Source organism: Streptomyces sp. NPDC047017, from assembly GCF_040644175.1.
In the GTDB taxonomy this organism is placed as follows: domain Bacteria; phylum Actinomycetota; class Actinomycetes; order Streptomycetales; family Streptomycetaceae; genus Streptomyces.
Map to the genome: position 1 here is coordinate 169,800 of NZ_JBEYVW010000012.1, position 25,452 is coordinate 195,251.

Annotated in this window: 21 protein-coding genes; 10 read left to right on the forward strand and 11 right to left on the reverse strand. The window is 73.9% G+C overall.

All coding sequences use genetic code 11. The features are described 5' to 3' along the window. Positions 1–28: 28 nt before the first annotated feature. Entirely contained in the window at positions 29–586 is a 558-nt protein-coding gene (locus ABZ858_RS21185; RefSeq protein WP_361380572.1) for a GNAT family protein, read from the forward strand. Here the strand turns inward: ABZ858_RS21185 and ABZ858_RS21190 are convergent. Genes ABZ858_RS21190 through ABZ858_RS21230 form a run of 9 tightly spaced genes read right to left on the reverse strand, consistent with a single transcriptional unit; the run spans position 576 to position 11,281 of the window. Beyond that, positions 576–1,505 carry a prephenate dehydrogenase dimerization domain-containing protein gene (locus ABZ858_RS21190; RefSeq protein WP_361380575.1) on the reverse strand — a complete coding sequence of 310 codons (930 nt, stop codon included), beginning with the start codon at positions 1,503–1,505 and terminating at the stop codon, positions 576–578. The genes ABZ858_RS21185 and ABZ858_RS21190 overlap by 11 nt on opposite strands. Further along, positions 1,502–3,643 carry an aminodeoxychorismate synthase component I gene (gene pabB, locus ABZ858_RS21195; RefSeq protein ID WP_361380578.1) on the reverse strand — a complete coding sequence of 714 codons (2,142 nt, stop codon included), beginning with the start codon at positions 3,641–3,643 and terminating at the stop codon, positions 1,502–1,504. The genes ABZ858_RS21190 and pabB overlap by 4 nt, the downstream gene beginning before the upstream one ends. Then, complete coding sequence (locus ABZ858_RS21200; protein ID WP_361380581.1) at positions 3,640–3,972, reverse strand: chorismate mutase; 333 nt, start codon at positions 3,970–3,972, stop codon at positions 3,640–3,642. Before ABZ858_RS21200 ends, pabB begins: the two co-directional genes overlap by 4 nt. Then, positions 3,965–5,239, reverse strand: coding sequence for an AMP-binding protein (locus ABZ858_RS21205; protein WP_361380584.1), 1,275 nt, complete (start codon positions 5,237–5,239; stop codon positions 3,965–3,967). The genes ABZ858_RS21200 and ABZ858_RS21205 overlap by 8 nt, the downstream gene beginning before the upstream one ends. After that, positions 5,236–6,465: an ATP-grasp domain-containing protein gene (locus ABZ858_RS21210; RefSeq protein ID WP_361380587.1), complete on the reverse strand. Its 1,230-nt coding sequence runs from the start codon at positions 6,463–6,465 to the stop codon at positions 5,236–5,238. The genes ABZ858_RS21205 and ABZ858_RS21210 overlap by 4 nt, the downstream gene beginning before the upstream one ends. Then, positions 6,462–7,727, reverse strand: a complete 1,266-nt coding sequence (locus ABZ858_RS21215; protein WP_361380590.1) for an MFS transporter — start codon at positions 7,725–7,727, stop codon at positions 6,462–6,464. Before ABZ858_RS21215 ends, ABZ858_RS21210 begins: the two co-directional genes overlap by 4 nt. Beyond that, positions 7,720–9,000 (reverse strand): aminotransferase class I/II-fold pyridoxal phosphate-dependent enzyme, encoded by a 1,281-nt coding sequence (locus ABZ858_RS21220; protein ID WP_361380593.1) that lies wholly within the window; start codon positions 8,998–9,000, stop codon positions 7,720–7,722. The genes ABZ858_RS21215 and ABZ858_RS21220 overlap by 8 nt, the downstream gene beginning before the upstream one ends. Then, entirely contained in the window at positions 8,997–9,845 is an 849-nt protein-coding gene (locus ABZ858_RS21225; protein ID WP_361380596.1) for a HemK/PrmC family methyltransferase, read from the reverse strand. The genes ABZ858_RS21220 and ABZ858_RS21225 overlap by 4 nt, the downstream gene beginning before the upstream one ends. Beyond that, positions 9,842–11,281, reverse strand: a complete 1,440-nt coding sequence (locus ABZ858_RS21230; RefSeq protein WP_361380599.1) for an FAD-dependent oxidoreductase — start codon at positions 11,279–11,281, stop codon at positions 9,842–9,844. Before ABZ858_RS21230 ends, ABZ858_RS21225 begins: the two co-directional genes overlap by 4 nt. A gap of 1,396 nt (positions 11,282–12,677) precedes the next feature. Between ABZ858_RS21230 and ABZ858_RS21235 the strand changes: the two genes are divergently transcribed. Further along, positions 12,678–13,028 carry a hypothetical protein gene (locus tag ABZ858_RS21235; protein ID WP_361380602.1) on the forward strand — a complete coding sequence of 117 codons (351 nt, stop codon included), beginning with the start codon at positions 12,678–12,680 and terminating at the stop codon, positions 13,026–13,028. A gap of 142 nt (positions 13,029–13,170) precedes the next feature. Here the strand turns inward: ABZ858_RS21235 and ABZ858_RS21240 are convergent, their stop codons facing one another. Next, positions 13,171–13,593 (reverse strand): acyl-CoA thioesterase, encoded by a 423-nt coding sequence (locus ABZ858_RS21240; protein WP_361380605.1) that lies wholly within the window; start codon positions 13,591–13,593, stop codon positions 13,171–13,173. A 292-nt stretch (positions 13,594–13,885) separates the two neighbouring features. Here ABZ858_RS21240 and ABZ858_RS21245 point away from each other — a divergent pair, with 292 nt between their 5' ends. From ABZ858_RS21245 to ABZ858_RS21280, 8 genes are all read left to right on the forward strand, one after another. Then, positions 13,886–15,514, forward strand: a complete 1,629-nt coding sequence (locus tag ABZ858_RS21245; RefSeq protein ID WP_361380608.1) for an amino acid adenylation domain-containing protein — start codon at positions 13,886–13,888, stop codon at positions 15,512–15,514. A 341-nt stretch (positions 15,515–15,855) separates the two neighbouring features. Then, entirely contained in the window at positions 15,856–16,077 is a 222-nt protein-coding gene (locus ABZ858_RS21250; protein ID WP_361380611.1) for a phosphopantetheine-binding protein, read from the forward strand. After that, positions 16,074–17,474 carry an FAD-dependent oxidoreductase gene (locus ABZ858_RS21255; protein WP_361380614.1) on the forward strand — a complete coding sequence of 467 codons (1,401 nt, stop codon included), beginning with the start codon at positions 16,074–16,076 and terminating at the stop codon, positions 17,472–17,474. The genes ABZ858_RS21250 and ABZ858_RS21255 overlap by 4 nt, the downstream gene beginning before the upstream one ends. Next, on the forward strand, positions 17,471–19,195 hold the full coding sequence (locus ABZ858_RS21260) for a class I adenylate-forming enzyme family protein (RefSeq protein ID WP_361380617.1): 1,725 nt from the start codon (positions 17,471–17,473) through the stop codon (positions 19,193–19,195). Before ABZ858_RS21255 ends, ABZ858_RS21260 begins: the two co-directional genes overlap by 4 nt. A 160-nt stretch (positions 19,196–19,355) precedes the next feature. Beyond that, positions 19,356–21,344, forward strand: a complete 1,989-nt coding sequence (locus ABZ858_RS21265) for an FAD/NAD(P)-binding protein (protein WP_361380620.1) — start codon at positions 19,356–19,358, stop codon at positions 21,342–21,344. Between the two features lie 2 nt (positions 21,345–21,346). Continuing rightward, positions 21,347–22,951 carry an adenylosuccinate lyase family protein gene (locus tag ABZ858_RS21270; RefSeq protein WP_361380623.1) on the forward strand — a complete coding sequence of 535 codons (1,605 nt, stop codon included), beginning with the start codon at positions 21,347–21,349 and terminating at the stop codon, positions 22,949–22,951. Position 22,952: 1 nt separating this feature from the next. Further along, entirely contained in the window at positions 22,953–24,350 is a 1,398-nt protein-coding gene (locus ABZ858_RS21275; RefSeq protein WP_361380625.1) for a lysine 2,3-aminomutase, read from the forward strand. 2 nt (positions 24,351–24,352) lie between these two features. After that, on the forward strand, positions 24,353–24,958 hold the full coding sequence (locus ABZ858_RS21280; RefSeq protein ID WP_361380629.1) for a TIGR03086 family metal-binding protein: 606 nt from the start codon (positions 24,353–24,355) through the stop codon (positions 24,956–24,958). Between the two features lie 5 nt (positions 24,959–24,963). On the opposite strand, the gene paaI is transcribed toward ABZ858_RS21280, so the two are convergent. After that, positions 24,964–25,326: a hydroxyphenylacetyl-CoA thioesterase PaaI gene (gene paaI / locus ABZ858_RS21285; RefSeq protein WP_361380842.1), complete on the reverse strand. Its 363-nt coding sequence runs from the start codon at positions 25,324–25,326 to the stop codon at positions 24,964–24,966. Positions 25,327–25,452: the final 126 nt, after the last annotated feature.

The following is a 25,452-nucleotide window of genomic DNA, read 5'->3' on the forward strand; positions in this document are numbered from 1 at the left end:
CGCACCGCCCACGCCCCGGAGACGACGCATGGACCTTGCTCCCGTACTGCCCCTGGCCACCGACCGTCTCGAACTGCGGCTGTTCACGCCGAGCGACGTCGACGACATGTACGACTACCAGAAGCTGCCGGAGGTCGCCCGCTACCTCTACCGCCCGCCGCGCACCCGCGAGCGGTGCGAGGAGGTCATCGCCGAGGCCGCCGAGGCCCCGAAGTGGGTGCGGGACGGGGACGAACTGACCCTCGCCGTCGTCCGCGCCGGCGAGCCGGGCGTCGTCGGCGAGGTGACGCTCAAGCACGCCGACGCGCACGCCCGCCAGGCCGAGATCGGCTGGGTCTTCAACCCCCGCTTCCACGGCCGTGGTTACGCCGCCGAGGCGGCACGCGCCCTGGCCGCGCTCGCCTTCGACGAGCTGGGCGTGCACCGGGTGTTCGCCCGCCTCGACGTGGAGAACGTGTCCTCGGTCCGGCTCTGCGAGCGGCTGGGCATGCGGCGCGAGGCCCATCTGGTGGAGAACGACCTGGACGGGGACCGCTGGGGCAGCGAGTACATCTACGCGGCGCTGGCCGCCGACCTCAAGCGCTGACGCCGGGCGGGCCGGCCGGGGCGCCGCCCCCCGGCCGGTCGTCCGCCGGCGCGGTCCGCAGCTGGTCGAAGAGCCGGTGGCACTCCTGCGCGCCGGTCGCGGTGTACGGGCCGAGCCAGTCGGCCGCGGCGGCCAGCGCGGCCCGGAAACCGGCCTCGTCGCCGTCGGCGACCAGGGTGTCCAGGCGGCCCAGCGACCGCAGCAGCTCGGCGCGGCGGGGCGCGCTCTGCGGGTTCGCCCCCTGGATGTCCCAGTACACCTCGGGCGGCGCGGTCAGGATGCGGCAGGCCAGCGCGATCAGCATCCGGGCGGGCGGCGGCGCGATCCGCATCAGCGCCGCCACGTCGACCCGCTGCTCGGGCAGCGCGGTGGCGAAGGCGAGCACCGCGGCGTGCGGCAGCGTCTGCAGCAGGGACATCGCGGTGTCGTGCTCCTCGGGGCCCATGACGGACACCGTCATGCCGCCGTCCGCCAGCCGCGCCCGGACCAGCTCCACCTCGGGCCCGTCCGGCTGCCGCGCCACGACCACCACCGGGCGGCCCGCCGAGTCCAGCGTGGGCGAGAACATCGGGTTCACCCCGAGCACGAGCTGACCGGCCCCCAGCTCCCGGGCCCGGTCGAACACCGGGCCCTGCACCGAGCAGGTGGTGACGATCACCGTCCGCGCGGCGGCGGTCCGCGCGATCCAGTCCAGGCAGTGCGCGGCGGTCTGCTCCGGGAGGGCCAGCACCACGGTGTCGGCGGCGGCCACGGCCGCGCGCACCTCCTCGCCCGGCTCGGTCACGTCCGCGACGAGGTCCACCCGGCCGGCCAGGTCGACGGTCGTCACCCGGTCGCCGGCGCCGGCCAGGCTGCGCAGCACCCAGCCGCCCACCAGCCCTGCGGCGCCCAGGACCACGAGGGAGCGGGCCGCCGTCACGGTGCCTCCCCTGCGCCGCCGCGCAGTCCGTGGTGCGGCACGCTGGCCTTCACCAGGATCTCCTGGAACTCCTCGTCGGGATCGGACAGCGCGGTGATCGCCCCGCCCACCCCGAACGTGGCCGCGCCGTCACGTACGACGGCCGTGCGGATGACGATGCTGAGGTCGAGGGAGCCGGAGAACGACAGCCAGCCGAGGGCTCCGGAGTAGATGCCACGGCCCTCGCCCTCCAGCTCGTCGATGATCTGCATCGTACGCTTCTTGGGCGCACCGGTCATCGAACCGCCGGGGAAGCAGGCCCGTACGGCGGCCAGCGCCGAGCGGTTCCACGGCAGCCGTCCCCGGATCGTGGAGACCAGCTGGTGGACGGAGGAGTAGCTCTCCACCACGAACGCCTCGGGGACATGGACGCTGCCCGGCTCGCAGACGGCGTTGAGGTCGTGCCGCACCAGATCGACGATCATCAGGTTCTCGGCGCGGTCCTTGGGCGAGGCGAGCAGATCGCGCCTGAGCGCCGCGTCCTGCTCCGGGGTGCCGCCGCGCGGGCGGGTGCCCTTGATGGGCCGCGACTCCACCATCCGGTTCCCGTCCACCCGCAGGAACGTCTCGGGGGAGGAGCTGAGCACCTCGATGCCGCCGCAGCGCAGATAGGCGCCGTAGGGGACCGGGCTGACGGCCCGCATCCCGTGGTAGGCCGCCAGCCCGTCCCCGACCTCCGGCACGCGCGCCTTGTTGGTCAGGCAGACCTCGTACGTCTCGCCGTCGAGGATGTACTGCTGGGTCTGCTTGATCAGCGACAGGTAGGCGTCCCGGCCGTCGCGGAGGTTCAGCTTCTCCTCCGCGACGGGACCGGGCCGGTAGCCCCGCCGCGCCCCGGCCCGGTCGGCCGGGTCACCGGCCGCCGCCGTCGCCGGTGCGGCCGCCGGAACCTCGGCGGCCGTGGCTCCGGCGGCCGTGGCTCCGGCGAGCGTGCCGTACGCGCCGGACGGGTCGACGGCGGGCGTCAGCCGGTACTCGAAGGCCCGGTTCTCCCGGTGGTCGAAGACCAGGAAGGCGCGGGTGTGCAGGAACCAGGCGTCCGGCTCGGGCGCCGGATGGGCCGCGTTGCCGATGGTCAGGGCCTTCAGCTCATACCCGAAGTAGCCGACGAGACCGCCCTGGAAGGGCAGCGGGCAGTCCTCGGGGACCTGTACGTCCACCGACCGCGTGATCTGCTCCAGCAGCTCGAAGACATCACCGGTGACCTGCTCGGACCGGCCCTCGCCGGTCAGGGTCAGCAGGCGGCCGGCCAGGTCGTAGGAGAGCACGACGCTGCCCTCGCCGTCCCAGGCGCCCATCAGGGAGTACCGGGAGCCCGGCCGGTCGCTGCCCTCCGCGTCCAGCCAGAAGCTGTGCGGCCGGCCGGCGTAGCGGGCGGTGAACTCCTCGGCCGGGGTGCGCGGCACCGTCAGCTCGCCGATGTCCAGCCGCAGCCGCGCCGGTCCGCCCACCCGCCGGAACGCCTCCACCGCTGCGGGCGCGTCCTGCCCGGCGGCGACCTGCCCGGCCGCCCGCGGCCCGGTGCGCCGGCCGGCCGCCAGGGCGAGGAAGTTGATGAGCAGTTCCCTGCCGCCCCGCGTCTCGATCGACTCGGGGTGGAACTGCACACCCCACAGCGGCTTCTCGCGGTGGGCCACCGCCATCACCAGGCCCTCGCCGTTCCACGCGGTGCGCTCCAGGCAGTCGGGCAGGTCGGTGGCGATCAGCGAGTGGTAGCGCACCACCGGCAGGTCCTGGGGCAGGCCGGCGAACAGCCCGGTGCCGGTGTGCCGGACGGTGTCCACCCTGCCGTGCACGGGCTCGGGCGCGTGCACCGTGCGCGCCCCGAAGAACTCGGCCAGGCCCTGGTGCCCCAGGCACACCCCGAGGACCGGGACCTCGCAGGCGGCGATGATGTCGCGGCACACGCCGAAGTCCGCGCGCCGCGAGGGCCGGCCCGGCCCGGGGGACAGCACCACGGCGTCCACCTCGCCCAGTGGAAGCTCCTCGTACGGCGTGGTGTTGGGCACGACCACGGGCAGCGTGCCGGAGACCTCGTAGAGGTACTGCGCGATGTTCAGGGTGAAGGAGTCGAAGTTGTCGACGAGCAGGGTCTTCACCGGGACTCCTCGCGGGTCAGCTCGGCTATCAGCGCGTCCTCCCGGGCGCAGGTCTCGTCGATGACGCGCTGGAAGACGTCCGCCAGGAACTCCTCCGGCAGGCCGTGCGCCGCGGCGTGCGCGCGGGCCCGTGCCACGACGAGCCCCACGCGCTCGGGCTGCATCATGGGGATGCCGTGCCGCGCCTTGAGCCGTGCGATGTCCAGGCACACCCGCATGCGGGCCGTCAGCAGACCGAGGATCTGCTCGTCCATCGCGTCGAGCCGGTCGCGGTGCGGAGCGAGCACGTCGGCCGGGTCGGTCACCCCGGCCTTCACCTGGTCAGTCATCGGTGTTCCTTTCGTGCCAGAAGAACTGGACCTTCCCCCGGGTGGTGGCACGGGGCGGTTCGCCTGCTTCCACGCTCAGCCCGGCGAACCGTGAGGAGTCGGTGAGGATGCACAGCGTCTGGTGCTTGGCCAGGGCGGCCGTACAGGCCTCGTCGCCGACCTGGGACAGCGCCGCGCCCCTGAGCGCCAGCCGGAAGCGGCCGTCGCGCACCGTGACGCCGATCTGGTAGACGCCGTCCTGCGGCAGCCCGGCCGGGCGCAGCGCCTCGTCGAACATGGCCTTGGTGACGACCGTCCCGTCGATGTTGGCCGAGGCGCCGTCGCGGTCCCCGACGCGCAGGATGCGGGCGGGCGACCCGCACGGGCAGTCGGAGGGGCGCAGCACCGCGTGGTCGCCGACCAGATAGCGGACCAGGGCCGTGCCCGTGGTCGCGAGCACGGTCACCGCCAGCGCGCCCGACGTGCCGTCCGGGAGCGGCCGGTGCTCGTCGTCGAGGACCTCGGCGACGACGAGGTCCTCGTGCACATGGTGTTCGGCGCCGGTGAGCCGGTCGCACTGGTAGCCGATGGGACCGGTCTCGGTGGTGCTGTAGGCGAACGACCTGACGCGGGTGCCGTGCGCGGTGAGCCGCCGGGTCAGGGCGGCGTCCATCCGGTCACCGAGGTAGTAGACGGCCGCCAGCCGGGCCATGGCCTCGGGGACGACGGCCAGCAGCCGTTCGATGTGGACGGGCAGGCTCACCAGGGCCCGTACGTCCACGTCCTCGATCAGCTCCGCGAGATGGGCCGCCGGCAGGACGGTCCCGGCCGGCAGCACCGCGGCGCCGTGGCGGGCGAGGACCGCGTCGACGAAGCCGTACCCGCCGAACAGGTCGCCCGGAGCCATGGCGTTGACGACGGCCGGGTTGTCACCGAGGCCCTCCAGGCTCAGGCCGCGCGCGCCGAGCCGTTCCACCCGCTCGTTGAAGAGCCGGTCGTGGCGCAGCGTGCGCACCCGGCCGGACGAGCCGCTGGACCGCAGGATCAGCCGGGTGTCGCCCGAGGTGATCCGGTGCGGCGCCGCGGGGCGGGCCCCCCAGTCGGCGAGCTGCTCGCGGGTGGTCGGCGCGATCCGGGCCAGCCCGTCGGGGGTCAGCAGTTCGGCCCGGGGCCGGAACGCCGTGCACGTTCCGGACGCCAGGACGGCCCGGCGCATCAGGTCCAGGTTCTCCGCCTGCGCGTCCAGCAGGGTCTGCCGGTCGACCGCGAGGTCGTCGAGGAGTCTCACTCCGCCTCCAGATCAAGGGTGAGGGCGCGGACGGCGCCGTCCGCGGCGGCCCAGGCGTCCCGGGCGGTCGCGCCGACGGCGACGAACTCGCCGAGCCGGTCCCAGCTCGCGGTGGCGGGCCGCACCGGGTCGCCGGGTGCCACCCACAGCTCCGCCGTGCGGACGCCCGCCGCCGCGGCGGCCGTCTCCAGACCGGTCACGGCGCGCACCCGGCCCGCCGCCCGTGCCACGAGGTAGGCCTTGGCGGCGGCCGGGGCCACCGGCTGCCCGGGGCGGGGCAGGGGCAGGCCCGCGCAGTGGGCGATCATGTCGAGTTCGAGGTCCCGGCCGGTGACCAGCCGGACCAGTGCCGGGATGCCGTCCCCGCCGGTGCGGGCGTGCGACTCCAGCAGGTGCACCTCGCCGTCGCGGACGATGACCTCGGTGTGCGCCGGTCCCTCGCGCAGCCCCACCCCGTCCAGCAGCAGCCGTACGGTGGCGGCGACCGCGTCGGCCAGTTCCGCGTCGAGGCCGGCCGGGACGATGTGCCCGGTCTCGACGAACGCGGTGCCGGTGACCTTCCGCACGACGGCGCAGACCTCGTGGCGGCCCTCGCGGGAGAAGGTCTCGACGCTGTACTCCTCGCCCTCGACGAACGGCTCCACCAGATAGTCGGTCACCGGGAGGACGTCGTGGTAGCGGTGCTCGTTGCGCAGGGTGCGGCGGGCCTGCTCCCAGGCCGCGTCGGCCTCGTCCGGGCCGTTCACCTTGAGCACGCCCAGACTCGCCGAGCCGTCCGCCGGCTTGACGATCACCGGGTAGCCCGCGGTGCGGGCCACCGCGTGGATGTCGGCGGGCGAGCGCAGGCGTGACCAGCAGGTGCCGGCCCCGGCCGCGTCCAGGGCCTCACGGGTGCGCGCCTTGTCCCGCAGCAGTGCGGTGACGCCCTTGCCGGCGGCGGTCAGCCCGAGGTGCAGGGCCGCCGCCTCGGCGGCCGGGCAGGCGGGTTCGTGGTTGCTGAGCACCCCCGCGAAGTCGAACTCGCGGTCCAGCGCGGCCGCCAGCTCGACGACGGCCGGGACGTCCAGCAGGTCCGTGCGGACCGTGCGCAGGCACAGCGGCTCCAGCTCGGGCTCGGCGAGCGAGGGCGCTTCGAGGTGCACCACGTCCAGGCCGAGGCCGACGGCCTTCTCGATGACCCGGTGGCTCGCGCTCAGCACGAGCAGCACCGGACGGTCAGCCGTCACAGGGCGTTCTCCCTCATGAGCGGTGCCCGGCGGGCCAGGTCGACGGCATGGCGTACGGCGAGCCCGGCGGCGAGGAAGACGACACCGAGCAGCAGCCAGCCCCAGGTGCGCTGGTAGAGGACCAGCCAGGTGAGCACCAGCGGGCCCACCGCCTCGGACAGGGTGGACCCCATGCCGAAGAACCCCTGGTACTGCCCGTACCGTTCGCCCGGCACCAGCCGGAAACTGATCTCCATCATCGTGGCCGTCTGCCGCATCTCACCGAAGGTGAGCACCGCGGCCGCCGCGACGAGCAGCGCGGTCGCCGCCCACGGCGAACTCGGCATCCCCGACACCGAGTACAGGGCCATCCCGGCGAACAGCAGCACCCCGGCCAGCCGGATGCCGCGCACCCCGTCGTCGACGCTCGCCACGCCCTTGGCCAGCCGGTACTGGAACAGCACGACCAGTGTGGTGTTGACGACGAACAGGACGGCGATGCTCCACGCCGGGGCGTGGGTCTGCCGCACCACCCACAGCGGCAGCGCCACGTCGGTCAGCGGGATGTGCAGGGTCATCAGCATGTTGAGGACGCCCAGCAGGACGTAGCCCCGGTCGCGGAACACGCCGAGCAGCGACCCGCCGGCCGGCTCCGCGGCCGCCTCCTCGGCCTGCTGCGGCGCCTTCGGCGAGGGCACCTTCAGCAGCAGCGCGGCCGAGAGGAAGAACGTCACCGCGTCCAGGGCGAAGCCCAGGCGGTACGCGCCCGCCGTGCCCGAGGCGATGGTCAGCGCGCCGAGCGCCGCGCCGAGGGCGAGTCCGGCGTTGGAGGCGGAGATGAGGATCGCGCGGACCCGGGTCACCTGATCCGCCGGGAAGGTGCGGCCGATCAGGGCCGAGCGCGCCGAGTGGGTGCCCTCGGTGCAGGTGGTGAACACACAGGCGGCGGCGAAGAACACCAGCACCTGATGGGTGAAGAGGTAGACGCAGGTGGCCAGTCCGGTCAGTACGAGCAGCACCGCCGTGACCGTCCGCGGGTCGAAGCGGTCGGCGAGGTGGCCGACCGGGACGCTGAGCCCCATGGCCACCAGCCAGGCCACGGTCAGGGCGGCGCCGTAGACGACCGGGCTCAACCCGACGACCTGCGTGAAGTACAGGGCCGCGGTCACGTAGAACAGTCCGTCGCCCACATAGGTGGCGACATAGGAGGCCGCCACCGGCCGCAGCTCGGGGCCCAGTTTCGCGCTCGGCGGCGGCGGGGCGAGCGCGGTGTCCTCAGCCACGGGCCGCCGCCTGGGACGTCCCCCGGGTGCCGGAGCCGTACCCTCCGACCTCCTCCAGCGTGGTGGCGAGCAGGGCGATGTCCTCGGGCGCGTGCAGCGCGGAGAGCGCGAACCGGAGCAGCGCGGTGCCCTCGGGGACCGTCGGGTAGAACGCGGGCAGCATGATCACGCCGCGCCGCTTGAGCAGCCTGGTCGCCTCCAGCCCGGCGTCCTCCGAGTCGAAGACGGCGCCGCGGATGGGGGAGCGGACCTGGGCGTTGGCGAGCTTGCCGCCGGTGAGGTCGTCCAGGTGGGCCGCGTTGGCCCACAGGCGCTCCTGGAGGTCCGCGATCTCCGGGGAGAGGTGGACGCGCGCGGCGGCGACGTTGGCGGCCATCATCGGCACCATGACGGAGTGCCCGAAGACCAGCGGGTTGGCCAGCTTGCGGACCACGGCCACGTCCTGCTGGGTGGCCGCGAGCAGGAAGCCGCCGGAGCCGCCGAAGCCCTTGGAGAGCGATCCGGCGAGGATCACGTTCCGCGGCAGCCGGCCGCCGAAGGCGTGCAGGGCGTACCCCGCGCCGGACGCGCCCTCGATGGAGATGCCGTGGGCGTCGTCGACGTAGAGGTAACCGCCCGCCCGCGCCGTCAGCTCGGCCAGTTCCGCGACCGGCACCAGGCCGTTCATGGAGCCCACGCCGTCGACGAGCATGACCGGGGTACGCCGCTGCTGCCGCGCCCGCTCCAGCGCCTCGCGCACCGAGTCGGGCTCGGCGGAGCGGAACCGGCTCACCGGCCCGAACTGCTCGAAGATGCCCCGCAGGACCTGGAGGGAGGCGTGCGCGGTCTGGTCGACCAGGAAGTGCGGCTCGTGCGGGACCGGATGGCTCGGCAGCGACCCGGAGCCGAGCAGCGGCAGCACGCCCAGGTGCACATTGCTGGTGGAGGTGAAGACGCAGGGAGCGGTCCCCGGGTAGATCTGCCCGAGGAGTTCTTCCAGTTCGGGCAGGTAGTGCGGGCGCATGCGGTTGCGCGAGGACGACAGGTGGACACCGAAGACACGGGTGGCCTCGATCGCGGCCTCGGCGAGGGCCGGGTGCGACTCCAGGCCGAGGTAGGAGCAGGAGACGAACTCCGTGACCGTCGAGCCGTCCCGCAGCGTGACCCGCTTGCCGTCGCGCGCGGTCACCGTGTGGCCGGTGAGTTCCTCGGCGAAGGCGCGGTCCAGGGTGGCGGACGTGCGGTCCCGCCTGATGGCCATCCAGTTGCTGCCCGATGAGGGTGGCGGCGTCATGAGGTCTCCTGTCGGGTGACGCGGGCGACGGTGATGCGGGGATCGCCGGCCGAGTCGGAGAGGGTGGTCGCCTCCGAGAAGCCCCCGGCGGCGAGGAGTTCACGGACGAGGGCCGGCTGGGCCTCGTCGTGCTCCAGCGCGAGGCGGCCGCCGGGCCGCAGCACCGCGCCGGCGTGGCCGACGACGGCCCGGATCAGGTCGAGGCCGTCCTCGCCGCTGTACACGGCGGCCTTCGGGTGGTGCACGGACCACTCCGGCAGCAGCCTGACGCCCGGCGGGACGTACGGCGGGTTGGCCAGCACCAGATCGACACCGCCCGCGAGTTCGTCCAGGCACCCCGGCACCAGCAGGTCCTTCACCTCGACCGTGACGCCCGGGGCCGCCCCGGCGTGCCGTGCCGCGTTGCGGCGCAGGTACTGCACGGCCGTGTCGTCGCGCTCCACGCAGGTGACCGAGGTGTCCGGGCGGCGCGCGGCCAGGGCGATCCCGAGGGCGCCGACACCGGAACACAGGTCGAGAGCCCGGCCGCCCGGCGGCAGGACGTCCTTCCCGGCCGCCCACTCGATCAGGGCCGTGCTCTGCGAGCGCGGCACGAAGACACCGCTGCCGACCGCGAACACCAGGCCGTCGAAGACGACGGACCCGGTGATGTGGCCCAGCGGGACGCGCGCGCAGCGCTCGGCGAGCGCCGCCTCGAACTCCGCGCGCGCCGCCTCGGGATCGGCCCGGACGAGGAAGCGGTCGGCGAGGGCGGACAGATCGCCCTCCACGTCCCACACGCCGGCCGCGGCCAGGCGCTCGCGGGCCTGGCCGAGCACGGTCCCGGTCCGCTCGTCCCCCGTCATGACCACGCCCGGTAGTAGCCGGTGAGGGCGTCGTGGATCTCGTCGGTCATCGCCGCGACCAGCTCGGCCGGCGGAGTGAAGCGCGGGTGCAGCTCCTCGACCGTGGCCGTGTAGTACCGGCGCAGATGGCGCTCGATGCGCGGCGGCCACTCGGAGACGACGTTCCACTTGTGCTCGTAGCCGGTGGCCATCATGTGGTCCACCGTGGTGCGCACGATCTGCTCGCGGGTGCCGGTGGCGAGCGGCGCGCGCACCGGCGTGAAGGAGGACAGGAAGTCGTACTCGCCGCCCTTGCCTTCCAGCAGGGAGGCCATGTGCCGGGCGAGCAGCGGCGACTGGTGCAGGCCGTCGCGGTAGGTGCCGGTGGCGAGCCACAGGCCCTCGACGCCGGCGGAACCCACCAGCGGGAACCCGTCGGCGGGCACCGGCCGGTTGCCGACCTGCACCGACAGCAGCGACGCCTCGGCGAGGTTGGTGTGCAGCTGGTCCACCGCGCAGCCCAGCAGGAACTGCAGGTCTCCCACCGCCGCGAACCGCCTCGGCTCACGGGAGATGATGTTCGTGGCGCCCAGGTACAGCACGCCGTCGGCGCGCGGCACGCAGTGCAGGCCGCAGGCGAAGGCCCGGTTCGGGGTGCGGATCACGGAGGACGGCAGGGCGCGGTCCTCGGTCTCCACCAGCGCGGAGACGCCGTAGCCGCTCACCATCGGCGGGATGCGCCGGCGGACGTCGTCCTCCAGCCCGTCCAGCAGCGTCAGGGACTGGGCGCCGGCCGCGACGATCACGTGCCCCGCGCTCAGCACGTCCCCGGACTCCAGCTCCACGCCGGTGACCCGGCCGCCGGTGAGGACCAGCCGCCGCACCTGGCCGTCGACGACCTGGCCGCCGCGCCGCACCAGGGCCTGGTCGAGCTTGGCCAGCAGCCGGTGCGAGTCGACGGCGTGCTCACCGGGGATCCACAGGCCCTTCAGGGAGCGCGAGAGGTCGTTGGGCGCCAGCCAGTCCAGCTCTTCCGGGTCGATCGCCTCGTACGGCTCCTCGTACTCCCCGAGGGCGGACTCGATGGCGTGCATGTTGCCCGAGTCGACCGGCGCCGACCCCATGGTGTTCAGCAGGACGAAGGTGCCCTTCGCGGTGAACAGCGAGGCGTCGTCCCCGGAGCTGTCGCTCAGGTCCCCGTCCCACTGCTCCCAGTAGCGGCGCGCCTGGTGGTCCATGTCGAGCTTGGCGCGCCCGTGGTCGCTCTCCAGCAGGGAGGTGGTCACCTCGCCGAAGCAGCCGAGCATGGCTCCGGCGGCCCGGGAGGCGGCGTACGGGCGGTCGGACCGCCCCACGCGGGTGACGCCGAATCCCCGGCGGCACAGTTCGAAGGCGATGGACGCTCCGACGGCCCCGTTGCCGACGACCACGACGTCTTGCTGCTGGCGTTCTGACACTCGATTTCTCCTGGATGGCGGGGGCGGAACACCCCTCTGTGCATGGAATTCGGGCAAACGCAGTCCGCGGTGCGGAATAGGGAGAGAGAGGAACGGCGCGCCCGGAGGTGGTGGGCGCGCGTGAATCACACGACGCTCAAGCGGATTTCACACGGATTTCATACTGATTTCATGCCTCGCGGCGCGGTCAGGACGACGGGCCGGGAGTGCGGAAGCGTGTGCGGGGGGCGTGAGCAGGGTACTTGAGCTGCGCGAACACCCGTGGTACGGGTACGCGCTCTGAGCCGTGCGGCGTTGACGCCACGACAGAACACCGCTTTCCCCCGATTCCTGCCGGCCTGAGCTGGTGCGGTGCGGCCCTTGCGGGCGAGGCCACCTCAGAGGCCACGAACAAGCAATGATCAGGGACAATGATGGCCACAAGACCCCTTCCGGTCAATCGATTTAGCGGCAGCTAAAGGTATTGAGTTGACCTCGTCACTGTGTTTGGCTCGCGTTCGCACGTCCTCGACGAGTGAACGGGACAGGGCGTGCGGCCACGGGGGAAGGGGAACGGCCTCCCGCGTCATCCACGGGGATCACGCTGTTCACTGACGGGCCGAAACGGGGGGCCTCTGGTGTGCGAAGCGCCATGCGACGGCGGTCGTGTCCGTACGACCGCCGTCGTCCGGGCAGGGCTGCCGGAACGGGCGGCACCGCCCGGACTGACAGACCGTCGAGCGAGGCGCGCGGCGCCGCGGGGGGTGCCGGACCGGTACGAACGGTCCGGTGACACGCGGGGCGCCGGGGACCGGCAGTGCCGGCCGGGCGCCCGGGGGTGCGCCGTCGAGGGGGCGACGTACGGGGGAACCGCCTGTCCGGCGGTGGCGATCGCCCCGGGGGAGGCGACCGCGCTGGGGGAGGTGACCGTCTCGGGGGAGGCGGTCACCGCCACCGGACGCGCGGCGACCGCCGCCGAGGGGGCGGCGCGGCCGCCGCGGCCGCGCGCCGGGCCGGGGGAGCCCGGGGCGCGGCCCGGTTGCCCGCCGGCCGCCGCCCGGACATCACCGGGGGCGCGCCCAGCGCACGCAAGGTACGTGACGCTTCGTCAAGGCGGGCGGCGATGTCGCCCGCTGCTCCGCCGCGGGCCGGATCGCGGTGTACGGAGCCGGCCGCCGTCCGGCCGGCGTGCTCGTCGAACAGATCGCTGTGACCACCGAGCCCGACCCACCCGACCCACTGGAGAGAACCTCACCATGCCGACCCACGTCCGCGCACCCGGGAATCCGTACGGCGGCCACGTCTCCGCCGCCGCCTCCGTGACCGTTCTCATCGCCGCGTCCGCGTCCGCGTCCGTATCCGTATCCGCGTCCGCGTCCGCGTCCGCCTCCGCCTTCGCCGAACGACGTGATCTGCCGTGAGCGCACCCGTGGAGTCCAGGCGCCAGCCCGCGCCCCGCGGCGCGCACCGCCCGCGGGCGGCGGTGCCGGCCCGTGCGACGACGGTGGAACCGGCACGCGACGCGGACGACCTGCGCGTGCTCCTTGACCACCTCGACGGGCAGATCATCACATTGGTGCTGCGCCGGGCCGAGCTGGCCCGGCACTACCAGGCCCAGCGCCGGACAGCGGGGCTGCCCCAGTCCGAGCTGAACCTGGAGAACGAGATGCTGCGCCGGTACGCCGAACTGCTCGGGCGCAAGGGGACCGACATCGGACGGGCGGTGCTGGCACTGTCCCAGGCCGGCCCGAGGCCCCGCCGCGACTGAGACGCGGGACCGAGCCGGGACGACGGGGGAGAGAACCATGGACGCGGTGGCCGGCAGGAAAACGGAGAACGCCCGCGAGGATCCGCCGCGGTAAGCGGCCGGAATCTCCGGCGGGCGTTCGCGCCGCGCTTTTCCGTGGCGCTCAGAACCCCATGAACTCGGGGTGGTCGGCCAGCTTGTGGAAGTGCTCGGCCGGGTTCTCGATCAATTTTCTCCGGCTCAGGTCGATGAGCCCGGCGACGCTCGACAACTCGGCTGCCAGTACGCCGTCGGTCCGGCGGATCTGCTGTTCGACGTGGAATATCTTTCCTTCACCCCACACCCACTTGCAGGTCACGTCGACTTCGTCTCCACCGCGCAATTCGCTCCGGAAGCGCATGGTGTTCTCCAGCACGGCCGGACCGATACCGGTGGCAATCAGCTTGTCCTGCGAAATGCCCGCCGCGCGCAGGCTCTCCCAGCGTGCGTGCTCGCAATATTGCAGGTAGATGGCCTGATTGAGGTGCCCTTGGGTGTCCAGCTCGTACCCGCGCACCACGACCCGTACCTGGAACGGCTCCGCCATACTTGTCAGCCTCCTCCGTGGATTCTTCCCTGTAATATCCCACCCGTCGAACCCGGGCAACCCTGCCCCGGAGCGTCGGCGAGCGGCCGGACAGCGGACCGGATTATTCCACTCCGGGTGTGCCGTCATGCCTGCCGCAATGCAATGTGACGCGCATCACGGCCGCATTTCTGATGGCTTTCCGGGGCGTGACGGTGCTAGCGTCGAGCCCGCACCGAAATGAGCGCACCATTCTCGAATTTTTCCAGCATGTGGAATATCCCGCAGCGGCGTCGAATGGAAAGCGAAACTGATGGCGCACCTCATGGACATCCTGCAGAGGGTGTCCCGTACCGATCCTGAGAAAACCGCGATCTGCCACGACGGCCGTGAACTGAGCTACGGCGAACTGCTGCGCCGGGTCCACGCCACGGCGGCCCGGCTCGGGCCGTCGCCGGGGGCCGTCGCAGTCCTCACGGACCGCTCCCCGGCGACCGTGACCGCCCTGCTCGGCGTGCTCGCGGCGGGCGGCACCTACTGCCCCGTCGACCCGGCCTTCCCCGCCGCCCGCGGGCGGGCACTGCTGGAGGCGGCCGGCTGCCGGACGGTGATCGCGGCCAGGCCCGGCGCGACGGTGCCGGAGGGAACCGAGGGTGTCGAGCGCTTACTCGAGGCCGAACGGGACCCGGCGCCCGAGGACTTACCGCCCGCCGAGACCGGCACGCCCACCGAGACCGCCACGCCCGCCACGCCCGGCACGCTCGCCATGTCCGGCGTCCACCCTGACCCCGAGCTGCCGGCGTACACCCTGTTCACCTCGGGTTCCACCGGTGCGCCCAAGCCGGTCCTCACCCCTCGGCGCGCCCTCGACGCCGCGGTCGCCTCGCTGCGCGACCTCTTCGGGCTCCGGCCCTGCGACCGGGTGCTGCAGTTCGCGTCCCTGAACTGGGACACCTGTTTCGAGGAGATCCTGCCCGCCCTCACCGGCGGCGCGACGCTCGTGTTCCACCGCGAGGCGTACACCGGCTCCTTCCCCCGGCTGCTCAAGGCCGTCGCCGCGCAGGGCGTCACCGTGCTCGACCTGCCCACCGCCTTCTGGCACGAACTCGTGCTGCATCTGGCCGAGGACGCCACGCCCCTGCCCGACTGCGTCCGTACCGTCGTCATCGGCGGGGAGGCGGTCAGCCCCGCCCGGCTCGCCGACTGGCGCGCCCTCGGCACCGGGCGCGTACGGCTCGTCAACACCTACGGCTGCACCGAGACCACGCTGATCACCCACGCCGTCGACCTGCACGGCCCGCGGGCCCCGGGCGAGGGCGCCTGGTGGGGCGAGGGCGAGCGGGTGCCCATCGGCACCGCCCTGCCGCATGTGCGCGACGCCGTGGGCGACGACGGCGAACTGCTGATCTCCGGGCCCGCGCTGGCCCTCGGCTACCGCGATCTGCCGGACGCCACCGCGGAGCGCTTCGTCACCCGGCAGGGCCCGGACGGAGCGGAGCGCTGGTTCCGCACCGGGGACCGGGTCGGCCGGCGCGCGGACGGTCTCCTGGAGCACCGGGGCCGGCTCGACGCCGAGATCAAGGTACGGGGCATCCGTGTCGACCCCGCGGAGGTCGAGGCCCATCTGACCGGGCACCCCCTGGTCGGCGCCGCGGCCGTGGTGGGCTCCCGGGCCGGGGGCCGCACCACCATGACCGCCTACCTCGTGCCCCAGCAGGCCACCGCCACCGCCGCCGACACCCTGCCCCGGGAGGTCCTGGCGTATCTGCGGGAGACCGTGCCCGCCCATCTCGTCCCGCACCGGGTGACCGTCGTCCCGGAACTCGCCCTCACCGCCAGCGGCAAGGTCGACCGCGCCGCGACCCACCGCCGGCACGACCCGCGGGCGGCCGCCGGGCCCCGCCCCGAAGGCCCCGGCGGCACGGCCCCCGGCACCGCCTGAGCGACCGGACCCGACCGCATCCGACTGGACGGGACCGGACCCGACCGGACGCCGGTCGACCCCGACCGCGTACGCCCCCGCCCTCGCGCCCGTCGCATGGCCCCGCGCATCCTCGCCGCACAGCACACCGGCCACCACCCACGCCCGGCCACCACCCACGCCCGGCCACCACCCACGCCCGGCCACCACCCACGCCCGGCCACCACCCGCGCCCGAACGGCACCCGCGCCCGAACGGCACCCGCGCCCGAACGGCACACCCACGTCCGACGGCACACCCACGCCTGCCCCGACAACACCACCGCCCGACAGCACCCGACAGCCCCGACACGAGGACAGTTGATGAGCACCGAAGACATCGTCGAGATCTACAAACGCGTACTGGAGACGGACGAGATCTCCGCCGACTCCGACTTCTTCCTGCTGGGCGGCGACTCGCTGCTGGGCACCCGCATCCTCAGCGCCGTCGCCAGGACCCAGGGCGTGGAGCTGACGTTCGAGGACCTGCTGGCCGCGCCCACCCCCGGCGCGCTCGCCAAGAAGATCGCGGACGTGGCCCGGTGAAGGTCCTCGTCATAGGCGCCGGCCTGTCCGGCCTCACCGCCGCCACCGCCCTGGCCGCGCGCGGAGCCGACGTACAGGTCCTGGAGGCGCGCGACCGGGTCGGCGGCCGGATGCACGGCATCGAGGTGGCGGACGGCCAGTGGGCCGACGCCGGCGCCGCCTACCTCGGCGAGCGGCACACCGCCCTGCTGGCCCTGATGGCCGAGACGGACCTGAAGGCCGTGCCGACCACCATGGAGGGCGACAGCCGGTTCGCCCTGTCCACCGGCCGCACCGGCAACTCCGGCGGCACCGGCGACTCCGGCGCTACCGGCGACGCAGGCGTCCCGGCCGCACGCTCCGTGCCGGGCCGCTTCCCGCCGCTGAACGCGGTCGCCCTGGGCGAGCTGTTCGACCTGCTCGACGAGGTGACCCGGGCCGTGCGCGTGGACGCGCCCTGGCTCACCCCGGACGCCGAGCGCCTGGACACCACGACCGCCGCCGAGTGGGCCGCGGAGAACCTCCGGCACGCCGACGCCCGGCTGTTCTTCCCGCTCTTCCTCGGCGAGATGATGGCCGCCGACCCCGCCGACGTCTCCGTCCTGCACATGGCGTTCTACCTGCGCTCCGGCGGCGGTCTGCGCTACCTCAACGCCTTCGCCGGCGGCGCCCAGGAGTCACGGATCGACGGCGGCGCCCACCGGCTGTGCGAGGCGCTGGCCGCCCGGCTCGGCGACCGTGTCCGCCTGGCCGAACCGGTGCTGGCCGTGGACCAGGACGACGACGTGGTGACCGTCTCCAGCGCGGGCGGCGCGTACCGCGCCGACGCCGTCGTGGTCGCCGTGCCGCCGGTGCTCGCGGACCGGATCGACTTCCGCCCCGGCCTGCCCGCGCCCCGCTCCAGCGAGCGCACCGCCCCCGGCTGCGCGGTCAAGGTCCACCTCGTCCACCCCTCCCCGCTGTGGCGCGAGGCGGGACTGTCCGGCTGGTCGGTCAGCTCCGAGGGGCCGCTGCTGTCCACCGTCGACGACTCGCCGGCCGGCTCGGCGGGCGTCCTCACCGGCTTCGTCACCGGCGAGGAGGCCAAGCGCTACGCGACGCTGCCCTACGCCGAGCAGCGCGCCGCCGCCGTCGCCCAGGCCGCCCGGCTCTTCCCCGCACTGCCCGAGCCCATCGGCTTCCACGTCACCAACTGGCTGGACGAGCCCTACAGCCGCGGCTGCTACGCCGCCCTGTTCGGCCCCGGCGACTGGCTCGCCCAAGGGCCCCACCTGACGCGCCCGCACGGCCGCGTCCACTGGGCCGGCACCGAGACCAGCACCGAGTTCTTCGGGCTGATGGAAGGCGCCGTCCGCTCCGGCCACAGGGCTGCCGCCGAGGTGGCCGACACCCACTCGACCCCCGGGAGTACACGGTGACCGACCTCAGCCCCCTCGCCCCCCTCGCGATACGCCGGCAGTTCATGACCGACCCCGAACTTGGCGCCGGCAACTTCCTGCAGAAGGCCCTGGAGGCCAACCCCAACAACCGCGTCCCGTACGCCTACAGCCACACCACCGACCACCGGGGCGAGGTCGTCCTGCGCGGCCACAGCCTCACCGACCTCGCCGCGCTGCGCGACCGCTACGCCCACTGGTACCTGGCCAACGGCGTCCAGCCGGGCGAGCCCGTCGCGGTGTTCGTCGCCGAGGGGCTGCAACCGCTGCTGCACTTCCTGGCGCTGACCGCGCTCGGGGCGATCCCGGCCATGATCAACGACGCCATGCCGGAGCGCACCGCGATCCGCTACATCGACCACGTGGGCGCCGTCGGGCTGGTGGCGGACGACCCGACCCGGCTCGTCGCCGCCTACCGCGCCGACGGCAACCGCCGCCGGCCGCGGTTCGTCGTACCGTCCGCCGAGATCCGCGCGTACGACCCGCAGGACGCCGCGCTGCCGGACGGCTACCCCCACCGGCACGCCCCGGACGAGGTGGTCGCGCTCATCCACTCCTCGGGCACGACCGGCACGCCGAAGTCGACGATGCTCGCCCACCGGCAGTTCTGGGCCGGCAAGGAGCCGCGGATGGAGCGGTTCCCGGCCGGCCCCGAGGACCGGCTGATGTCCCTCATGCCGCACACGCACGCCGGCGGCCTCAGCTACTTCCTCACCGCCACCCTCCTCGGACTGCCCACCGTGGTCATGGGCGACTGGCGCCGGTCCGCCGTGGAACCGGTCATGGAGGCGTTCCGGCCCACCATGGTCGCCTCCTTCCCGCGCACCTTCGTCGAACTGGCCACGGGGGACCTGCCGGTCGAGGGCGCCGCCAAGGTGCACAGCTGGTTCAACACCGGGGACGGCGCCCACTACGGCCACATCCGGCGCCTGGTGACGCTCGGCGAGCGCCCCGCGGGCCTGGTCAAGCCGTGGCTGCTGCCCCGCGGCCATGACTCGCAGCAGCCGCTGCCCGGTTCGCAGTTCATCGACGGGCTGGGCTCCTCCGAGATGGGCATGGCCCTGTTCGGGCAGGTCACCACCCCGGAGTCGGAGCGCGACGACCGCTGCGTCGGCAAGCCCACCGAGGTCGTCACCGCCGCCGCCGTGCTGGACACCGAGGGCCGCGAGGTGCCCGTCGGGGAGGTCGGCCTGCTGGCCGTGAAGACGCCCTCGCGCACCCCCGGCTACTGGAACGACCCGGACCTCACCCGCAGCTTCGAACTCGACGGCTACTGGCTCACCGGGGACGTCGCCCGCAAGGACGAGGACGGCGACTTCTACCACCTCGACCGGACCGTGGACGTCATCGACACCGCCGACGGACCGGTCTACAGCCTGCCGCTGGAGGAGGTGCTGCTCGCCGACTGCGCCGACACCGTGCTGGACTGCGCCGTCGTCGGGGTGCCCGCGGCGGACGGCGACGGACAGCTTCCGATCGCGGTGGTGCGCCCGCAGCCCGGGATCGCCGAGCCCGCCGCCGACGCGCTGCGCGAGCAGGCCGGCAAGGCGCTCGCCGCGGCCGGGCTGGCACAGCTCGCCGCGGTGATCGTGGCGAGCGAGCCCGCCGGCTTCCCCACCGGGGTCACCGGCAAGGTCCTCAAGCGCGAACTGCGCACCCGCTGGGCCACCCTCCTCACCGCCCCCGGCCACGCGTCCGCCTAGCGGGCCCGACGCCGACGCCGACGCCGCTGCTGCCGCTGCCGTCGTCCGCCCGGCGGGCCCGCACCCGCCGGGCACCGCGGCCCGGCCCCGATCCGTCCCGCCGGTCGCCTCCCACCGGTCACGTCCCACCGGTCACCCGAACGAAGGAATGAACTCCCTCATGGTCGAGAGCGATGCCACGACCCTGTGCGTGATCGGGGCCGGCCCCCGAGGGCTGTCCGTGGCCGAGCGTGTCTGTGCCAACGCCACCGCCACCGGACAGCGGGTCGTGCTGCACCTGGTCGACCCCTACCTGCGGCTCGGCAGCCGCGTCTGGCGCGTCAGCCAGCCCCCGGTGCTGCTGATGAACACGGTCGCCTCGCAGGTCACGATGTTCACCGACGAGAGCGTCAGCTGCGACGGGCCGGTCTCGCCCGGCCCCAGCCTGTACGAGTGGGCCAAGCTGCTCGAACGGCTGGAGCCGTTCGTGCCGTACCCGCCGCACCTGTACGAGGAGGCCAGGAGGCTCGGCCCCGACTCCTACCCCACCCGCGCCCTGTACGGGCACTACCTGGGCTGGGTGTTCGACCGCCTGGTGCGTACCGTGCCCGAGCACGTCGCGATCGAGTCGCACGGCGCGCACGCCGTCGCCGTACGGGACGAGGACGGCGGGACCCAGGCCGTCACGCTGGACAACGGCACCCGGCTCACCGGCCTGGACGCGGTCGTGCTCGCCCTCGGCCACGTCGACATGCCGCCGACCGCGGGGGAACGCCGGTTGCGGGCGTTCGCCGCGGAGCACGGCCTCGGCTACCTGCCGCCCGCCAACCCGGCCGACGCCCCCCTGGAGGAGATCGCGCCCGGGCAGGCGGTGGCCCTGCGGGGCATGGGCCTGAACTTCTTCGACTACATGGCCCTGCTCACCACCGGACGCGGCGGCAGCTTCGTCCGCGAGCGGGGAGCCCTGCGCTACCGGCCGTCGGGGAACGAACCCGTCCTGGTCGCCGGCTCCCGGCGCGGTGTGCCGTACCACGCCCGCGGCGAGAACCAGAAGGGCGCCACCGGCCGCCACCACCCGCTGTTCCTGACCGAGCGGGCCGTCCAGGCGCTGCGGGCGCGCCGCGACACGGGCGAGCCGGTCGAGTTCACCCGGGACGTGTGGCCGCTGGTCGACCTGGAGGTACGGGCGGTCTACTACCACGCCCTGATCGCCCAGGACCGCGACCGGTACGCCGCCGACGTCTTCCTCGACGCGTTTCGCGCGGCCGCCGCCGTGGACCCGGGCCGCCCCGGCGGCGAGGACACGCCCGGACCCGCGGCCCGGGCCGAGCGGGTGCTGCGGCACTTCGGCGTCGCCGACGACCGGCGCTGGGACTGGGAGCGCGTCGCCCGCCCCTACGGCGACCGGGAGTTCACCGGCGCCGACGACTTCCGGGACTGGCTCCTCGCCCAGCTTCGCCAGGACATCGAGGAGGCCCGCCGGGGCAATGTGCGCGGCCCCCTCAAGGCCGCCCTGGACGTGCTGCGCGACCTGCGCAACGAGGTACGGCTCGCCGTCGACCACGCCGGGATCACCGGCGACTCCTACCGCGACGAGCTGGAGGCCTGGTACACGCCGCTGAACGCGTACGTCTCCATCGGGCCGCCGCTCGCCCGGATCGAGGAGATGGCCGCCCTCGTCGAGGCCGGCGTGCTGCACGTGGTCGGACCGGGCATGACGGTGGAGGCCGCGGCCGGGAAGAAGGCGTTCGTCGCCCGCTCGCCGGTCGTTCCGGGCTCCGAGCGGCAGGTGTCGGCGCTGATCGAGGCCCGGCTGCCGCAGGTCGACGTGCGCCGGACGGGCGACCCCCTGCTGCGCGACCTCATGGAGCGGGGCGCCGCCCGCGCCTACACGATCGCCAACCCGGCGCGCCCGGGCCACCTCACCGGCGGCCTCGCGGTGACCCGCAAGCCGTACCGGCTGGTGGAGGCGTCCGGCGCGGTGCACCCCTGCCGCTTCGCCTTCGGCATCCCCACCGAGGCGGTGCACTGGGCGACCGCCGCCGGGATCAGGCCCGGCTCCGACTCGGTGATCCTCGGCGACGCGGACGCCATCGCACGGGCCTGCCTGGCCGCCGGCACCACCACGCCCCGCCGCACCGAGCTGTTCGCGACCGCGGAAGGAGACTGACGATGCCCCCCGCGAACCACACCACCCCGCACGACCCCGCCCCCACCGACCTCACCGACCTCACCGGGCCCGCGAACGGGTCCGCGAACGGGTCCGGCGGGCCCGACGGGTCCGCCGGCACGGGCACATCCGGTACGGACGCGCTCGGCGCGGGCACGCCCGGCACGGGCACTCCTGCCTCCGACGCCTCCGACGCCTCCGACACTCCCACCCCCGACACCGGCCTCCTCTCCCCGGTCCGGGCCGGTGGTGAGGAAGCGCTGTCCGACGAGGCATGGGTCGCCGCCATGCTCGACGTGGAAGTGGCCCTCGCCCGTGCCCAGGCGCGGCTCGGGGTGGTGCCGCGGTGGGCGCTCGAACCGATCGAGGCCGCCGTGCGCTCCCGGCCCGTGGACGTCGCCCGGCTCGCCCGCCGCGCCCGGGGCTCGGCCAACCCGGTGGTGGACCTCGTACGCACCCTCATGGACGCCGTCGCCGCGCAGGACCGGGACGCGGCGGAGTTCGTGCACCGCGGCGGCACCAGCCAGGACATCCTGGACAGCGCCGCCATGCTGCTCGCCGCCCGGTCCCTGGACCGCGTCGACGCCGGCCTGGGCCGTACGGCGGACGCCCTGGCCGCGCTCGCCGCCCGGCACGCGGCCACCCCCATGGCGGGCCGCACCCTCACCCAGCACGCCGTCCCCGTCACCTTCGGGCTCAAGGCGGCCGGCTGGCTCACCCTGGTGCTGGACGCGAGCGACCGGGTCCGCCGGGTACGGGCGCGGCTGCCGGTCCAGCTCGGCGGGGCCGCCGGGACACTGGCCGCCTACCAGGAGTACGCGCGCCTGGCCGGGATCGGCACCGCGGGCCACGCGGCCGCCCTGACCGCCGCCTTCGCCGCGGAACTCGGCCTGCGGGCCCCCGAAGCGCCCTGGCACACCGCCCGCACCCCGCTCGCCGACCTCGGCTGGGCCGCGACCGCCGTCACCGGCGGGCTCGGCAAGTTCGCCGTGGACGTCCTCGGCATGGCCCGTACCGAGGTCGACGAGGTGGCCGAGCCGGGGCCCGAGGGCAGCGGCGCGTCCTCCGCGATGCCGCAGAAACGCAACCCGGTGCTCGCCACCCTGATCGTGTCCGCCGCCCGGCAGGCACCCGCGTACTCCCTGGTCCTCGCGCAGAGCCTGCTCGCCGAGGACGAACGCTCCGCCGGCGGCTGGCAGTCGGAGTGGCAGCCGCTGCGCGAGCTGCTGCGGCTGGCCGAGGGCGCCGCCGGCACCGCGGCGGACCTCGCCGGGGGCCTGGAGATCCACCCCGACCGCATGCGGGACAACCTGCGCCTGACCGGCGGCGCCGTGGTCTCCGAGCGGCTGAACGCCGTGCTCGCCGAGCCCCTGGGCAAGGCCGCCGCCAAACGGCTGCTGGCCGAGGTCGCCCGCGAGGCCGTCACCGGCCGCCGCCCCTTCGACGAGGTCCTGGCCAAGACGCCCGGCCTCGAATCCCGCCTCACCGGCGGCACCAAGCTCCCCGAACTGCTCGATCCCGCCAACTACCTGGGTGCGGCCGAGGAGTTGGTGGAGCGCGTGCTCCACCGGCACCGCACCCGGGCCACGTCGAACGCTGAGGAATGACATGGACGCCCTGACGGATACGCAGCCGGGCACGCTGGCAGTCCAGCAGCCCTACGAGTACGAGCGCGTCGTCCCGGTGGAGCCCGACTGGCGGCGCCTGCCGGGCTGGCGCGACGTCACCCCGGCGCAGTGGCGCGACGTCCAGTGGCAGCGCGCCCACTGCGTGAAGACCCCACGGCAGCTGAGGTCGGTGACCGGGCCGCTGCTCACCGACCGCTTCTTCGAGGACCTGGAGGAGGACCGCCGGCGCTACGCGACGATGTCCATGCTGCTGACGCCGCAGATGCTCAACACCATGGCACCGCACGCGCCGGCCGAGCCGGTGGCGTTCACCGAGACCTTCCTCGCCGACCCCGTCCGCCGCTACATGCTGCCGGTGGCCGGCGACCGCGACCCGGAGTGGCCCAGCCACCCCTTCGCCGAGCGGGACTCGCTGCACGAGGCCGAGATGTGGGTGGTCGAGGGCCTCACCCACCGCTACCCGACCAAGGTGCTCGCCGAGCTGGTCTCCACCTGCCCCCAGTACTGCGGGCACTGCACCCGCATGGACCTGGTGGGCGGCTCCACGCCCCAGGTCGACAAGCTCAGGCTCACCCTGAAGCCGGCCGACCGCCAGGACCAGATGATCGACTACCTCAAGCGCACCCCGGGGGTGCGCGACGTCGTCGTCTCCGGCGGCGACGTGGCCAACGTGCCCTGGCCGCGCCTGGAGTCGTTCCTGATGCGGCTGCTGGACCTGGAGAGCGTGCGTGACATCCGGCTCGCCACCAAGGCGCTGGCCGGGCTGCCCCAGCACTGGCTACAGCCGCAGGTGCTGGAGGGCCTGGAGCGGGTGGCCCGCACCGCCGCCCGGCGGTCCGTCAACATCGCGGTGCACACCCACGTCAACCACGCGCAGTCGGTCACCCCGCTGGTGGCCGAGGCGGCCCGGGCGGCCCTGGACACCGGCGTGCGCGACATCCGCAACCAGGGCGTCATCATGCGCGGCGTCAACGACACGCCCGGGGCGCTGCTCGATCTGTGCATGATCCTGCAGGGCGAGGCGAACATCCTGCCCTACTACTTCTACATGTGCGACATGATCCCGAACGCCGAGCACTGGCGGGTCGCGGTGTGGGAGGCGCAGGAGCTGCAGCACCGCGTCATGGGCTACCTGCCGGGCTACGCCACCCCGCGGATCGTCTGCGACGTGCCCTATGTCGGCAAACGCTGGGTCCATCAACTGACAGACTATGACCGTGAGTTGGGCATCTCGCACTGGACCAAGAACTACCGCACCGGGATCGAGCTGGACGACCCGGAAGCGCTCACGCGCCGCTACCCGTTCTACGACCCGATCACCACCCTGCCCGAGTCGGGTCGCCGCCGGTGGCGCGAGAACGCGGCCAAGGAGGCATGACCATGAGCACCGAGCAGGACTACCGCGCACTCGACCGCCGCGCCGTGCGGCGCAGCGCCGAGATCGTCGCACAGGTCCGCGACGACCAGTGGGACCTCGACACCCCCTGCGAGGGCTGGACCCTGCGCCGGCTCCTGGACCACATGACGGCACAGCACCTCGGGTTCGCCGCGGCGGCCCGGGGCGAGGTGTCCGACACCTCCGTGTGGCAGGAGAAGCCGCTGGCCGACCCCGGGCGCGCCTACGCCGAGGCGGTCGACGAGGTGCTCACCGCCTTCGCCGCCGACGGCGTGCCGGAACGGGAGTTCTGGCTGCCCGAGATCCACCCGAAGCTGCGCTTCCCGGCCACCCGCGCCCTCAGCTTCCACTTCCTCGACTACGTCGTGCACGGCTGGGACGTGGCCGCCTCCCTCGGCGTACCGGCGGCCTACGACGCCGACCTCGTCGAGGCGGCGGCGGACGTGGCCCGCACCGAGGTGCCGGTCGGGCCCGCCCGCGAGCGCCCCGGCGCCTCCTTCCGGCCGTCGCTCGACCTGAGCGGGCACCGGGGCGCCGAGGACCGCCTGCTCGCGGTCCTCGGCCGTGACCCGGCCTGGTCGCCGAAGTGACCTGGTCAGTCCTTGGGCAGCGGCGGCCGGGCCAGCATGTGGCTCTGGCCGCGGAACTCCGCCAGCACCGTCCCGTCCGAGCGGCGCACGGTGACGTCGTACAGGCCGCCGCGGCCGAACCGGCTGCGCTCGACCGCCTCCGCGACCAGCTCGTCGCCGGGCTCGGCCGGGCGCAGGAAGGTGATCTGCGCGCCCTGCGCCACGGTCACCGGGCCGTGCGTGTTGCACGCGAACGCGAAGGCGGCGTCCGCCAGCAGGAACAGGACGCCGCCATGGGCCGTGCCATGACCGTTGACCATGGTCTCGGACAGGCGCATCCACACCGTGGCCCGGCCCGGCCCGGCGTCCTTCAGTTCGATGCCCAGCATCGCGCACGTTCCGTCCGTGGCGTACAGCTCCTCGGCCCGCTGCCGCGCCAGGAGTTCCGCCCCGCCCGCCCCGGCCGTGTCCGTCCCCGTCATCGAAATCCCCTCATCCGTCGGCTTCGAGGAGCA